General features: G+C 69.6%; 16 protein-coding genes. 3 read left to right on the top strand and 13 right to left on the bottom strand.

The window, feature by feature from the left end:
* Positions 1–16: 16 nt before the first annotated feature.
* On the bottom strand, positions 17–184 hold the full coding sequence (locus ABGI63_RS03840; RefSeq protein ID WP_349741137.1) for a hypothetical protein: 168 nt from the start codon (positions 182–184) through the stop codon (positions 17–19).
* A 149-nt stretch (positions 185–333) separates the two neighbouring features.
* Between ABGI63_RS03840 and ABGI63_RS03835 the strand changes: the two genes are divergently transcribed.
* Positions 334–591, top strand: a complete 258-nt coding sequence (locus tag ABGI63_RS03835; RefSeq protein ID WP_137944865.1) for a DUF3297 family protein — start codon at positions 334–336, stop codon at positions 589–591.
* 15 nt (positions 592–606) lie between these two features.
* Here ABGI63_RS03835 and ABGI63_RS03830 read toward each other — a convergent pair whose 3' ends face one another.
* Positions 607–1962, bottom strand: a complete 1356-nt coding sequence (locus ABGI63_RS03830) for an esterase-like activity of phytase family protein (protein ID WP_349741136.1) — start codon at positions 1960–1962, stop codon at positions 607–609.
* Positions 1963–2078: 116 nt separating this feature from the next.
* Between ABGI63_RS03830 and ABGI63_RS03825 the strand changes: the two genes are divergently transcribed.
* On the top strand, positions 2079–3476 hold the full coding sequence (locus tag ABGI63_RS03825) for a C13 family peptidase (protein WP_349741135.1): 1398 nt from the start codon (positions 2079–2081) through the stop codon (positions 3474–3476).
* Here the strand turns inward: ABGI63_RS03825 and ABGI63_RS03820 are convergent, their stop codons facing one another.
* The 5 genes from ABGI63_RS03820 to ABGI63_RS03800 all read right to left on the bottom strand — a co-directional run bounded on the left by ABGI63_RS03820 (position 3477) and on the right by ABGI63_RS03800 (position 5804).
* A complete protein-coding gene (locus tag ABGI63_RS03820) occupies positions 3477–3965 on the bottom strand; it encodes a rod shape-determining protein (RefSeq protein ID WP_349741134.1) in 489 nt (162 codons plus the stop codon).
* 8 nt (positions 3966–3973) lie between these two features.
* On the bottom strand, positions 3974–4498 hold the full coding sequence (locus tag ABGI63_RS03815; RefSeq protein WP_349741132.1) for a GNAT family N-acetyltransferase: 525 nt from the start codon (positions 4496–4498) through the stop codon (positions 3974–3976).
* An 8-nt stretch (positions 4499–4506) separates the two neighbouring features.
* Positions 4507–4812 carry an NIPSNAP family protein gene (locus ABGI63_RS03810; RefSeq protein ID WP_349741131.1) on the bottom strand — a complete coding sequence of 102 codons (306 nt, stop codon included), beginning with the start codon at positions 4810–4812 and terminating at the stop codon, positions 4507–4509.
* Positions 4813–4857: 45 nt separating this feature from the next.
* Complete coding sequence (locus tag ABGI63_RS03805; protein ID WP_349741130.1) at positions 4858–5331, bottom strand: nuclear transport factor 2 family protein; 474 nt, start codon at positions 5329–5331, stop codon at positions 4858–4860.
* A gap of 89 nt (positions 5332–5420) precedes the next feature.
* Complete coding sequence (locus tag ABGI63_RS03800) at positions 5421–5804, bottom strand: hypothetical protein (protein ID WP_349741129.1); 384 nt, start codon at positions 5802–5804, stop codon at positions 5421–5423.
* Positions 5805–5978: 174 nt separating this feature from the next.
* On the opposite strand from ABGI63_RS03800, the gene ABGI63_RS03795 reads away from it, so the two are divergent.
* Positions 5979–6602, top strand: coding sequence for an ABC transporter ATP-binding protein (locus tag ABGI63_RS03795; protein ID WP_349741128.1), 624 nt, complete (start codon positions 5979–5981; stop codon positions 6600–6602).
* Here ABGI63_RS03795 and ABGI63_RS03790 read toward each other — a convergent pair.
* The 6 genes from ABGI63_RS03790 to ABGI63_RS03765 form a co-directional block, all read right to left on the bottom strand.
* Positions 6539–8002: a GTPase/DUF3482 domain-containing protein gene (locus tag ABGI63_RS03790; RefSeq protein WP_349741127.1), complete on the bottom strand. Its 1464-nt coding sequence runs from the start codon at positions 8000–8002 to the stop codon at positions 6539–6541. The two genes, ABGI63_RS03795 and ABGI63_RS03790, sit on opposite strands and share 64 nt — an antisense overlap.
* Positions 7992–9359, bottom strand: coding sequence for a DUF2868 domain-containing protein (locus ABGI63_RS03785; protein WP_349741126.1), 1368 nt, complete (start codon positions 9357–9359; stop codon positions 7992–7994). The genes ABGI63_RS03790 and ABGI63_RS03785 overlap by 11 nt, the downstream gene beginning before the upstream one ends.
* Before the next feature lie 37 nt (positions 9360–9396).
* A complete protein-coding gene (locus ABGI63_RS03780) occupies positions 9397–9738 on the bottom strand; it encodes a YciI family protein (protein ID WP_349741125.1) in 342 nt (113 codons plus the stop codon).
* Positions 9739–9828: 90 nt separating this feature from the next.
* Positions 9829–10287 carry a hypothetical protein gene (locus tag ABGI63_RS03775; RefSeq protein WP_349741124.1) on the bottom strand — a complete coding sequence of 153 codons (459 nt, stop codon included), beginning with the start codon at positions 10285–10287 and terminating at the stop codon, positions 9829–9831.
* Positions 10288–10526: 239 nt separating this feature from the next.
* Entirely contained in the window at positions 10527–11816 is a 1290-nt protein-coding gene (locus ABGI63_RS03770) for an RNA polymerase sigma factor (RefSeq protein ID WP_349741123.1), read from the bottom strand.
* Positions 11809–12228: a VOC family protein gene (locus ABGI63_RS03765; RefSeq protein WP_137945326.1), complete on the bottom strand. Its 420-nt coding sequence runs from the start codon at positions 12226–12228 to the stop codon at positions 11809–11811. The genes ABGI63_RS03770 and ABGI63_RS03765 overlap by 8 nt, the downstream gene beginning before the upstream one ends.
* Positions 12229–12257: the final 29 nt, after the last annotated feature.

Here is a 12257-nt window from a genome sequence, read left to right as displayed (position 1 = left end):
CGGCGCTTGTCCTACATCAAGCCGGATGCGCGGCCCGGTAGGCGGCCCGCGCCGCCTGGTGCGCGATCACGCGCGCGTCCGCGCCGGGGATGCCGCGCTGCTGGTCGCGCAGCGCGCGTTTGACCTTGTCGCGCAGGACATGCAGACGGGCACGATGCTTGTGGGCGGCGATGGCATTGGACATGGGGAGACCCTCACGACTGTGTCAAAGCACCAGTCTGCACCCCGGCAGGGTCGGGGTCTGTGCGCTGCCACACACCGTCGCCCGGGTACGGGCCTGCGGCGAGCAGCGAAAATAGCGCTTTCTTGAACCCTTTTATCGATTGCCAAGCCATGAGCGAAGACCAGCAACCCTCCACACCCGCGGCCATGCCCGACCGCCTCTCGATCGACCCGCGCAGCCCCTTTCACGACGCCGCCGTGTTCGAGCGCGACGTCGGCATCCGCCTGAACGGCAAGGAGCGCTTCGACGTGTCCGAGTACTGCATCAGCGAGGGCTGGATCAAGGTGCCGGTGGGCCGCAAGGTCGACCGCAAGGGCCAGCCGCTGCTGATCAAGCTCACCGGCACCGTCGAGGCCTTCTACAAGTAAGGCCTAGCCTGACGCTCAACGCGCCGACAGCAGCCCCGGCACATGCAGCAGGATGAACTCGTTGTCATCGTTGCTGCCGAGCCGGCGGCCCGAGGAGTAGGGCAGGTTGTTGTCGTTGGCGACCACGATGTGCTCGGCGTCGACCACGTCGACATCCTCGATCGTCACAAAGGGGAAGCTGAAGCGGCCATCCTTGCCGCCGACCCGGGCCAGGCCCTTGGGGTCCTGGATGTCCAGCAGATCGACATAGCCGATCTTGCGCACGAAGCCATCGGCATCGGCGTCCTTCAGGCTGATCTTGTAGACGCGCTTGAAGCGGGCCGGCACATTCTGGCAGTCGGGCCGGGGCGCGCCCTCGCAGGCGGTGTCGGCCAGGCCTTCGCCGTTGTCGCGCTCGATGATCAGGCCGGTGTCGGCGTCGATCATGTTGAAGTCGCCGATATTGTTGCCATTGGCCTCCAGCGCGTACTTCCATGAGCGACCGGTCCATTCGCCCTTGGCGACATTGAACTCCAGCACGCGCAGATACTCGCGGCCGTCCTTGTGCTCCCACTGCTTGGAGGCCTCGTTCCACAGCGGGCCTTCTAGCAGCGGGTAGAGGAACTGGCCGTCCTTGGACGCGGCCATGCCCTCGTAGCCGCGCGAGCGCCGCACCGGAGTCGTGAAGGCGCCGGGCGTGGCCGGCGTGGTGACGGCGAAATGGTCGGGCGAACGCACCGGCTTGCCGTCCACCAGGGTCTCATACACCGCCAGCACCCGGCCCTTGCGGTCGGTCTTCAGCAGATAGGGGCCCAGCTCGTCGCCGAACCAGACATGCTCGCCGATGAACTGCATCGATTCGATGTCGAGGTCGGCACCGGTCAGGTAGCGCTGCGGCGTGGCCTCGTTGACGATCAGGAACGGCAGCTTCTTGTCCGGGTCGTGAAGGAACACGGTCTGCTGGCGCTGCACGGCGCCGCTTTTCCAGTCGAGCCTGAGCTGGTGGAACATCAGCATCGCGTCGGCCGAGTTGGCCTTGCTGCCATAGCCGTTGTCGGACAGCACCCAGTAGCTGCCATCCGCCATCGCCTTGATGCCCGAGAAGCCCTGCACCGGCTGGCCGCGGAAGGGCAGGCTGATGCCGGTGGGCTTGGGCACGCCCTTGGCCGACAGATAGGAGCTGCCGGCGATCACCTCCAGCCGGTCCTCGCGGCGGCCGTCGGGGGCGGTGTACTTGCCCGAGGTGCGCAGGCTGGCAGGCGCGTTCTTGGGCGCGCTGACAAAGCTCAGCGCCGGCAGCACACTGTGGCCGGCCAGGGTGGCGGGGAAGGCTTGCTGGGCCTGGGCCGCAAACGCGCTGAGCAGGGCAAGCAGGAGCGGAATGGTGCGCATGGTGGCGATGTCTGGTGAGCGGAGAAGCGCGCGATGCTAGGCCGCGCAGATGAAAAGCCTGTGACCGGGCCCGGCCCCCTTGATCCCGCTACAGTTCGCGCCCAAAGGAGCTTGTGATGAGCGAGGGAGATGAGCAGCAAACAGCGGCGGCGGCGCCCGGCTCGCTGGGTCTGTGGTGGCGGCAGGGGCTGCGCAGCGCGCTGTTCCGGCGCCCGGACTGGCGCGGGCTGCAGGCGACACCGGGGCTTTGCGCCGCACTGCTGCTGAGCCTGCTCGCGGTCCAGCTGCTGGCGGAACGGCTCTATATCGCCGGCCCGGCCAGTTTCTACTGGCCCGCGCTGTGGGAGGGCTGGATAGGCACCCTGGTGCTGGCCTGGGCCTGCTGGTGGCTGAGGCCGCGCAGCGAGGAGGGTAGCAGCGCTGCGCTGTTCAGCCTGCTGATCGCTCTGGCCCTGCCCATCACCCTCATCACCAGCCTGGTGCTGGTGCCGGCCGTGCGCCTGGACTGGCACCAGCAACTGGGGCCCTGGGGCTGGTGGGGTCTGTGGGGCGCCGCGACGCTGTGGCTGGTCGCTGCCCAGTGGTTGCTGCTGTGGCGCAGCGACACGACGGCGTGGCGGCGCTGGCCGGCGGGCCTGCTGGTCGCGGCGGCGGCGGCCCTGCCGGTCTGGGTTCAGCCCTCCGCGCACTGGTATGCCGAAGCCACCGAGGATGGGCAACCCGCAAGGCTGCGCCTGACCCAGGAACTGCTGGAGCTGCAGCCGGCCCTGCTGGAGCGCCGGCTGCAGGCGCTGCAGGCCGGCCGCAGCGGCGAGGTGGAGCTGTACTCGATCACCTTCGCCCCCTATGCACCCGAAGACGTGTTCCGCAACGAGAGTGCGCTGGTCGATGGGCTGATGCAAGATCGCTTCGGCGCCCAGGGCCGCAGCCTGCAGCTGGTCAATCATGCCAGCACGGCGCTCGAACACCCCTGGGCCACGGCGCTGAACCTGCAACGCGCGATCCGGCAGATGGCCGCACTGATGAATCGCGACGAAGACATCCTGTTCATCCACCTGACCTCACATGGCGCGCAGGACGGCAAGCTGGCGGCCTCGCTCGATCCGCTGGCACTGGACGAGGTGACGCCCCAAATGCTCAAGACCTGGCTGGACGAGGCCGGCATCCGCTGGCGCGTGCTCTCGGTCTCGGCCTGCTACTCGGGCAGCTGGATCGCGCCGCTGGCCGGGCCGGGCAGCCTGGTGATGAGCGCGGCCGACGCAGAGCACACCTCCTACGGCTGCGGCAAGGGCTCCGAGCTGACCTTCTTCGGCCGCGCCATGTATGCCGAGCAGCTGCGCCAGCACACCCTGTCCTTCGAGGCCGCGCACGCGGCGGCACGGCCCATCATCGACGCCCGCGAGCAGGAGGCCGGCAAGACCGACGGCTACTCCAACCCGCAGATCAGCGTCGGCGAGGGCGCGCGCCGGCAGCTGGCTTTGCTGGTAGAGCGCTTGGGGCGGCGCGGGGACTGATCATTCCCATTCACCCTCGCCGGCCGGAAAGCGCCGGGTCAGTATTTCTTCGTCGGTGAGGACGCGGCCCATCCACACCACCGCCTCGGCAGCCCCGGCGCCCAAGGCCAATTCCCGGAACGCCCGGCGTTCGACCTGGGTGAAGCCGCCGGCGGGCTGGCCCAGCGGATGGAGCACGATGCGCGGCGCGATGCTCAGCCAAGCCTGGCCACGGATGCGGTGCACGTAGTAGCGGAGCAGCTGCTCGGCGAGCGTGAAATCGGACACCAGGCTGCGCGGGTGGGCAAACGGGTTGCGCAGCTGCGCCGCCTGCGCGGCGCAGGCCAGGCGCGCCTGCGGACCGACCGCCAGAATCGTCGGCTTTGGTGCGGCGGTGATTGCCATCTCGGGCACCTCGGCAATCAGCTCACCGGTCTTCAGGTTCTTCAGCGTGATGCGCTCGGGCGAGATCTGGATGTAGAGGACAGGCTTGAGGGTGAAAAAAAACATGGGCAGGCTCAACGGGGTTTGGCATGCGCCTCGAAGTGCAGCAGGTCGAACCAGGCCTCGCCGAGCTGGAAGCAGCGCCGGGCATGACCGAACTGCACAAAGCCATTCGCCGTCAGCACCTGGATCGAGGCCGGATTCTCGACACGCGATGTCGCTTCCAGCCGCCACAGCGCCAGCTCGGCAAAGGCTTGCTGCAGGGCCAGACGCACCGCCGCCTTGGCCAGGCCTCGGCCCTGGTGCTGCTCGCCGACCCGGTAGCCCAGCGAGGCGCAGTGGAAGTGCGCGCGCCGCACCTGGCTCAGATTGACCCGGGCGGCCAGCACCCCGTCCTCACGCAGCAGGAACTGGTAGCCCCGGTCCTGCTCGGCATCGCGGCGCGCCGCTTCGATGGCCTGGGCCACACCGTCGAGCGAGTAGTAGTCCTTGGGCCGGGCATTGATCCATGCCTCGAAGAAGGCGCGGTTGCGCTGCTCGAATTCGTGCAGCTCGTCGAGGTCGGCGAGGGAAACGGGGGAGAGCGCGAGGGCCGGCATGTCCCGCATCACTCGAACACCGGGCGGAAGAAGGTGCGCTCGTAGCTGAGAAAGCAGCGCGTCTGCTCGGCGTACTGGAACGCGGCCTGGCACTCGGGGTCGTCGAAGGACTGGATGCGGTACTGCTCGTAGGCCGCCAGCGAGGGGAAGGAGAACGAGGCCAGCGCGATATTGCTGGCCCCTTCCGAGGGCAGCAGATAGCCGTGGTGGATGCCGCCGAACTTGCGCACCAGCGGAATCCAGCGCTTGCCGTAATGCTCGAACTCCTTGAGCTTGGCCGGGTCGAGCACATAGCGGAGATGGCAGGTGATCATATGAAGGGCTCCTTGCTTGGTCCCGGATCGTAACCAAGCCTTCGCCTATCGCTCGATGAAGGGCAGCAGCACCCGCGCGGGCTCCTCGCCGAAGACCTGGGCCCAGCCGCCCCGGGTGTCCATGTACTCGCGGATATGCCGCACCTGGCCGTCCCGGACCTCGTAGGCAAAGCAGTAGTCGTTCACATAGGTCCGTCCGTTCGGCAGCAGCGCGGACAGGCGATGCTCGACAAAAACAAGGTCCCCCTCCGCAATCATCGAGCGGAACTTGTTGCTCGGCCTCAGGAACAGGCGCGCGAAGTTGTAGGCCATGAATTGGACGATATGGCGATGCCCGAGGTTGTTCGAATCACCGGGCGGGCCTGCGTCCTCGGCCCGACCGAAGCCGAGCGCGACCTGGGTGGCATTGCCCGGCGGGGCGACCCAGATCACCTCCTCGTGCAGCAGGTCTCCGATCTGCTTGGGGTCGCCGGACGCATAGGCGGCGTAAAGCGCGCTCACTACTTCCTTCGGACTCATGATGTCGGTCTCCTTGGCTTGTCTGATCACTCAAGCCTAGCGGGACCTCGGCAGAAAACCGGCCGAAAACGGACCTGTTCATCGCCACGCTATGGTGCCGCAACGGCCCGTATCGCACCGCTGGTGCCGACCACCGAGCCGGCCAGCACCAGCGCGTTGATGAGGGCGAAGAACAAGGCCTGGCCCGTCGTGCCCCAGGGCACGGTCTTGCCCCCGTTACCGTCGTCCTTGGCCAGCCCGTCTTTCGAGATCTGGTAGGAGATGACGGCCCACAGGCCGGCGCAGAGATAGGGAAACCAGGCGCCGGCCGCCTGCGGTATCAGCGCGGGCATCGCGTGCCAGGCTGCGGTGATGGCGCCGCTCACGGCGGCGAAGTTCGTGAACGACTGGACGGTCAGAAAGTCGCTGACACCCGGCTTGTCGACACTACCCTGTGACCCGTCGGTGACGGCATCGTTGGACGTCGACGTCATAAGCACGCTTGAACCTGGCATGGGAAGCTCCTTGTCACGGTCGAGAAGCCATCAGCCTACGCCCGGCAGCGCAAGCGGGCCTCCACAGACTTGCGCATGACAGGGCCGGCCAGGCCACCGGCGGTGCGGACATAAACTGGGCGCCCGTGCCGCTCCGGTGACGCCCCACCCACCATGCCCGCCCCGATCGCCCTCCTGCAAGCCCGCCGCCTCGCCTACACCCATCCCGGTCAAAGCGCCCCGCTGTTCGCCGACCTGAGCTTCGATCTCACGCCCGGACTGAGCCTGATACGCGGCGGCGACGGGCGCGGCAAGACCAGCCTGCTGCGCCTGATCGCCGGCGAGCTGGCGCCCGGCGCCGGGCAGATCCTGCGCAGCGCCGACACGGCCAGCTGCAGCTTCGAGCAGCCGGCCGATCCGGTGCACGACCCGGTGCTTGCCCGCGCCTGGCTGGCTGAGCGGCGCGCGGGACGCTTCGCGGCGACCTGGCTGCCGGCGCTGGAGTTGGGGCTGATCGAGGGGCTGGGGCTGAGTCCGCACATGGACAAGCCGATGTTCATGCTGTCCACCGGCAGCCGGCGCAAGCTGGGCCTGGTGGCGGCTGCGGCCAGCGGCGCCGCGCTGACCTTGCTGGACACACCCTATGCCGCGCTGGACGCGCGCTCCGGCCGCCTGCTCAGCGAGCTGCTGGCCGAGGCGGCCGACAGCGCGCAGCGGGCCTGGGTGATCGCGGACTACGCGCTGCCGGCCGGCCTGGGCGGCGTGGCGCTGGCGGCGCTGATCGAGCTCGGCGACTGAGCATCACCCGGCTGCGCCGCCAGCGCCGAGGCCAGCGCGGCCAGCACCCGCGCCTCGTCGGCCCCGCCGGGCCGTGCGCCGACACCGGCCCATTCCGGGTGGCCGCGCGCCGGCCGCAGCGCACGCAGCAGCGCCGCCACGGCTTCGGGCTCAATGCTGATGCCGGCCTGCTCGCGCATCACCTCCAGCGCCGCATGCCCCCGCCGCTCCAGGCCCAGCAGCAGGGTCAGGTGTTGCGTGGCGATCTGCAGCAGGGCTGCGTCCTCCAGGCTCAGCTCCAGCACACCGCGCAGCTTGTTGCCCAGGCGCCGGCCGACCTGGCCCAGGCCCTGGCTGGCCAGGCCACCAATGGTCGCGCCCAGCGTGGCGGCGGCACCCAGCGAGAGCCCGGCCAGCGCCACATCGGCCACCACGCCGATGGCGCCGCCCACTGCCGCACCGGTGCCGAACTGGCGGCCGGCCTGTTTCAGCAGCTCGGGGTTGAACAGATCGGCCTCCCAGCGCCCGACCAGCTGAGGCAGCTCGGCGGCCTCGGCGGTGGCCGCGCCGAAGCCATGCAGGGCCAGCAGCTGCAGCCGGCTGATTTGCAGCCGCGCATTGACCGTCTGGCGAAAGGCGCGCACAAAGGCCGTTCGCGCATGCTCATCGTCCAGCTGCTGTCCGGGCGCAGCCTCGCGGTAGGCCGCCAGGCCCAACAGCGAGGCGGCGATCAGGCGCAGGCTGGCGCTGCGGCGGGCGGCGCGCTCGCGCTCCAGAAACGCCACCACGCCCGCCAGCTGGGCGCGCCGCTCGGGCAGCAGGGCGCCGAGATCGCCATAGAGATGAGTCTCGGCGCCGACAAAGGGCGCGACGACATCGAAGCGCAGCAGCGCATGCAGGCCATGGGCCGCCAGCAGCGCGCGCCAGCCCGCCTCCTGAGCGCTCGGCTCGCGGACGAAGTTCAGCACCGGCATCAGCGGGCGGCCGCCGAGCATCAGGATCTCGAGCTCGGCGGCGAACTTGGGCAGGGCCGGGTCTTCGCGGGCATCGATCACCAGCAGGCCGGCATCGACCTGCAGCAGCGCGCGCAGCACCTTGGCCTCCTGCTCGAACAGGCTCTTGGCTGCCTCGCCCTGCAGAAAGGCCTGCAGGCGCTGTGCACGCGGCAGCGCGGCGTCCAGGCCGTGCAGATGATCCAGCAGCGCGACCGCATCCTCCAGCCCCGGCGTGTCGACAAAGCACAGCGCCGGCTCGCCATCGTCCAGGTCCAGCGTGATGGCCTCGACATGGCGGGTCGTGCCCGGCCGGTCGGACACCGCGCCGAAATCGGCGCGCCGCGTCAGGGTGCGCAGCAGCGAGGTCTTGCCGGCATTGGTGTGGCCGACCACCGCGATATTCAGCGCCGGGAACTCAGCGGCCATGGTCCGCCCCCTCCAGCCAGGCGCGCGCCGGCGCCGGTGCGTCGAACACCGCCTGCAGGGGCAGGGCGCAGTCCGCCACCCAGCTGTGCCAGCGCGCGGCGCCCGCCTCGCCGCTGAGCAGCAGGGCACCGGCACCGACCCGCTGCAAGGCCTCGCGGACAAATCGCTCGGTGCCGCGGTCGGGGCTGGACGGGCCATGGCAGACCAGCAGCAGGCGCTGCGGGGCCAGGTCTTGCAGCTGGGCCAGCAGGCGGCGTTTTTCATCGGCCGCACCGGCGATGCGCAGGGCCAGCGGCGGCGCCGGCAGCCCCGCCGGCGGCCAGGGCAGAGACAGCGGCAGCTCGTAGCCGAGCAGGGCCGCGCCCTGCATCACGCGCCCGCCCTCGGGCGGCGCGGGCGGCGGCGGCGCGCGGTGGTGCTCGGCATCGAGCAGGGCGCTGGCGTCCAGCGCGGCAAAGCGCTGCATCAGCTGGCGCAGCTGCGGGTCTTCGCTGTCCAGCGTCAGCCCGGCGAGCAGGCGGCGGCTGCGCCAGACGCTCACCAGCAGCGCGATCAAGCGCAGGCCCAGACCATAGACCAGGGTGCAGCCCAGCAGCCACAGGGCCCAGCCCCGGTTGTCATCGGCGCCACTCGACCCGGTAATGCCCAGCTCCGGCGTGGCAAAGCCCAGCAGCCCCGGCAGCCAGCCGCTGATGCGGGCAAAGCCGGCGAAGAAACGGGCATCCAGAATCGTCGTTTCCCACGTCAGGCGGTAGGCCAGAAAGGAAAAGACGAACACCAGGCCGGCCAGCGTCAGCAGCAGGGCCAGCGACCAGATCGCATGATTGACGGCACCCAGCACCCAGGCGCTCAGCCCCCTCTTGCGGCCCAGCACATCGAGGCCGGCCTCCAGCACCAGGGTCTGGGCGGGCGTACCGCCCGGCAGCCGGGCCATGGCCCAGGCCAGCCAACGAGCCAGGCCACCGCCCTCGCTCCCGGCGACCAGCATCAGCAGCCACAGCGCCAGGCTCAGCAGATGCGGCCCCAGCACCGCCAGCAGCGCGGCCACCGCATTGATCTGGCGGCTGCCCCCGACCACCGCCTGCAGCAGGCTGAAACTCAGCAGGCCGATCAGCATGGCCGCCAACAGCGCCAGCCAGGGCAGCCGGCCGCGCCATTGCGCCAGTGCTACATCCAGCCGCTGCTCGCGCGCCAGCCAGGCGGACCGGGCCAGCAGGCGCTGCGGCATCGCGCGCTGCTGCGCATGGGCCTCGCGCATCGCCTGCGCGTCGTCCAACGGCCCCTGCTGTGCCTCCAGACGCTGCACGGCGCGCAACAGGATCAGCTGGCTCAGGGAGGCGGTGGACGGGGACGGCATGCGGGGCAGTTTATGGGCTGCGGCCGCTCGGGCCTCCTCAGGACTGCGGGTCGAACTGAAAGACGCGCAGCTCCTGCTCGCAGCGGCAGGCTCTGGCAATGCGCGCGGCCCAGGCAACGGCCGCCTCGCGCGAGGGCAGTTCGAGCACGGTGAAGCCACCATTGAGCGCAGGCGCCCAGGGATAGCCGCCCTCGGCCACCGTGCCGTCAGCCGCAACCAGTACGGGCAGCACATCCTCATCGATGCCACCGCCGAAGACATAGACGCCGGCGGTTTTTGCCTCGTCGATCACCGCATGCGCGTCGCGGCCGACGGCCCCCCACTCACCATCGGGCACGACCATCGCGGCGCTGGGGAAGGAGATCAGGTATTTGGCCATGGGGTTGCTCGCGCGCTGGTGGGATGGCGGACCTGTGCGGGGGTCAGGTCTTGATGAGAGAACTCATGCGACGGAAAGCCCCGCAACCGTCTAAGCGGCATTTCGATAGAGGCTGGCGGTGCCGCCGGTCGACTGCACCAGCAGCTGGATCTGAGCGCCGAATCTCTGGATGTCCTCGTAGGTCGCCGTGAGCTCGAAGCTTGCGCGCCCACGGCTCTCCGGCCGCTGACGCTCATACGTTCCGTCGCCCAGCTCCAAGCGAACCCCGATCTCGCCAGTAATGCCTACCGGGTAGATCCGGATGCCCACCAGCACGTCCTTCAGTCGGGTTGGCGAGCAGCTGGAATCCCAATACCCTCCTTCGAGTCGCAGTTCCGTGCCCGGGAGCAGCGGGAAGCACGATTGCAGCTTGGCACCGAAGGCCCGGACTTCCCACTCATGAAACCAAGCCGACCCGGCGCCGGAAAAGTTCTCACACCGGGCCGAGGCGAACAGCTCACCCGTGCCATCCGTGTCGGGTTCGAATCGAAGCTCAAGGTGGTGGGTCATCGTGGTTTGTAGGGGCATTGCCGGTAGATGGGCAATGCTGATGGGGTCATGTCTTGACTGTGGAGATATCCGCGACGGGGCCGACGTTTGGGTTCTACCGGACTCAGCTCTGGGTCCAGGCCCCCGCCGATGGAGGCGTAACGCATGGGCAGGATATCGTAGGCCGGCGCGATTCCCTGGAACTCGCCGTCCTCGCCGGTCAGCTCGCCTGGCCTGCTCGCATCCCGCCCGCCAGCGCCCTACCCCGCCTCCCCCGCCCTCCCCAGCAGCAGCTCCCGCTCCCGCCCATTCCGCGTCAGGCCCGCCGCCCGCTCGAACTCGGCGCGGGCCTCGGCGCCGCGTCCCAGCTTGGCGAGCAGGTCGCCGCGCACGCTGGGCAGCCAGTGGTAGCCCTGCAGCTGCGGGTCGGCGGCGAGCATGTTGACCAGCTCCAGCGCGGCGGCTGGGCCGAGGCCGGGGCCCTGGCCCATGCCGACCGCGACAGCGCGGTTCAGCGCCACCACCGGCGAGGGCATCAGCTGGTGCAGCGCGTCGTAGAGCGCGACGATCTGGGCCCAGTCGGTGTCCTCGGGGCGGGCCGCGCGGGCATGGCAGGCGGCGATCGCGGCCTGCAGGCCGTAAGGGCCCAGCGCCGCGCCGGGGCCGGCGGCGCGCTGCAGCGCGGCCAGGCCGCGGCGTATCAGCAAGCGGTCCCAGCGGCTGCGGTCCTGGGCCATCAGCAGCACCGGCCGGCCTTGCGCATCGGTGCGGGCATGGGTGCGCGAAGCCTGGATCTCCATCAGCGCCACCAGGCCATGCACCTCGGGCTCATCGGGTGCCAGCCCGGCCAGCACCCGGCCCAGGCGCAGCGCTTCCTCGCACAGCGCCGGGCGCATCCAGTCGTCACCGGCGGTGGCCGAGTAGCCCTCGTTGAAGATCAGGTAGATCACCTCCAGCACCGAGGCCAAACGCTCGGCGCGGGCCGGGCCGGCCGGCGGCACCTCGAAGGGCACGCGCGCCGCCGTCAGGCTGCGCTTGGCGCGCACGATGCGCTGGGCCACCGTGGTCTCGGCGGTCAGGAAGGCGCGCGCGATCTCGTCGGTGGACAGGCCACCCAGCAGGCGCAGGGTCAGTGCCACCCGCGCCTCGGTCGAGAGCAGCGGATGGCAGGCGGTGAAGATCAGGCGCAAGAGGTCGTCGCCGATATCGTCCTGGCGGGCGGCGTCGAGCGCGTCGACGAAATCGGGTTCGACATGCTGCTGCAGCGCTTCCAGGTCCAGGCCGATCTCCTCATGTTTGCGCTCGTGCAGCGCATGCTCGCGCAGGCGGTCGAGCGCACGGCGCTTGGCCGTCGTGGTCAGCCAGGCGCCGGGCTTGTCGGGCAGGCCGTCGACGGGCCAATGCTCCAGCGCGGCCACCAGCGCGTCCTGGGCCAGCTCCTCGGCCAGGCCCACATCGCGCACCATGCGGGCCACGACCGCGATGATCTTGGCCGACTCGATGCGCCAGACCGCATCGATGGCGCGATGGATCTCGCTGCGCTCAGGCATCTTGGGCGGGATTGGCGGCGGCGCTGGCGTCCATGAACATCAGCTCCCAGGCATGGCCGTCCAGGTCCTCGAAGCCATGGGAGTACATAAAGCCATGGTCCTGTGGCGGGCGCGGCACGGTGGCGCCGGCGGCCACCGCCTTGGCGACCAGCGCATCGACCTGGGCCCGGCTGTCGCAGGACAGGCAGGTCAGCACCTCGGTGCTCTGGTGGGCATCGACCAGGGTCTTGGCCGTGAAGCCCTTGAAGAAGTCCTCGACCAGCAGCATCGCATAGAGGTTCTCGCCCAGCACCAGGGCCGCGGCCTGATCGTTGGTGAACTGGCTGTTGAACTCATAGCCGATGGCGCGGAAGAAGGCCTGCGAACGGGCCATGTCCTTGATCGGCAGATTGACGAAGATTTGCTTGTGCATGATGAGGTCTCCCTGGGTGGTTTGTTCGC

The sequence above is a fragment of the Roseateles cavernae genome (assembly GCF_040187885.1).
Lineage (GTDB): Bacteria > Pseudomonadota > Gammaproteobacteria > Burkholderiales > Burkholderiaceae_C > Roseateles_E > Roseateles_E cavernae.
Note: the sequence above shows the minus strand (reverse complement) of the source record. Positions and strands in the feature narration are given on the sequence as shown.

Coding starts and splice junctions, on each gene's coding strand:
- ABGI63_RS03840 (WP_349741137.1), bottom strand. CDS start 184: ATGTCCAATGCCATCGCCGCCCACAAGCATCGTGCCCGTCTGCATGTC.
- ABGI63_RS03835 (WP_137944865.1), top strand. CDS start 334: ATGAGCGAAGACCAGCAACCCTCCACACCCGCGGCCATGCCCGACCGC.
- ABGI63_RS03830 (WP_349741136.1), bottom strand. CDS start 1,962: ATGCGCACCATTCCGCTCCTGCTTGCCCTGCTCAGCGCGTTTGCGGCC.
- ABGI63_RS03825 (WP_349741135.1), top strand. CDS start 2,079: ATGAGCGAGGGAGATGAGCAGCAAACAGCGGCGGCGGCGCCCGGCTCG.
- ABGI63_RS03820 (WP_349741134.1), bottom strand. CDS start 3,965: ATGTTTTTTTTCACCCTCAAGCCTGTCCTCTACATCCAGATCTCGCCC.
- ABGI63_RS03815 (WP_349741132.1), bottom strand. CDS start 4,498: ATGCCGGCCCTCGCGCTCTCCCCCGTTTCCCTCGCCGACCTCGACGAG.
- ABGI63_RS03810 (WP_349741131.1), bottom strand. CDS start 4,812: ATGATCACCTGCCATCTCCGCTATGTGCTCGACCCGGCCAAGCTCAAG.
- ABGI63_RS03805 (WP_349741130.1), bottom strand. CDS start 5,331: ATGAGTCCGAAGGAAGTAGTGAGCGCGCTTTACGCCGCCTATGCGTCC.
- ABGI63_RS03800 (WP_349741129.1), bottom strand. CDS start 5,804: ATGACGTCGACGTCCAACGATGCCGTCACCGACGGGTCACAGGGTAGT.
- ABGI63_RS03795 (WP_349741128.1), top strand. CDS start 5,979: ATGCCCGCCCCGATCGCCCTCCTGCAAGCCCGCCGCCTCGCCTACACC.
- ABGI63_RS03790 (WP_349741127.1), bottom strand. CDS start 8,002: ATGGCCGCTGAGTTCCCGGCGCTGAATATCGCGGTGGTCGGCCACACC.
- ABGI63_RS03785 (WP_349741126.1), bottom strand. CDS start 9,359: ATGCCGTCCCCGTCCACCGCCTCCCTGAGCCAGCTGATCCTGTTGCGC.
- ABGI63_RS03780 (WP_349741125.1), bottom strand. CDS start 9,738: ATGGCCAAATACCTGATCTCCTTCCCCAGCGCCGCGATGGTCGTGCCC.
- ABGI63_RS03775 (WP_349741124.1), bottom strand. CDS start 10,287: ATGACCCACCACCTTGAGCTTCGATTCGAACCCGACACGGATGGCACG.
- ABGI63_RS03770 (WP_349741123.1), bottom strand. CDS start 11,816: ATGCCTGAGCGCAGCGAGATCCATCGCGCCATCGATGCGGTCTGGCGC.
- ABGI63_RS03765 (WP_137945326.1), bottom strand. CDS start 12,228: ATGCACAAGCAAATCTTCGTCAATCTGCCGATCAAGGACATGGCCCGT.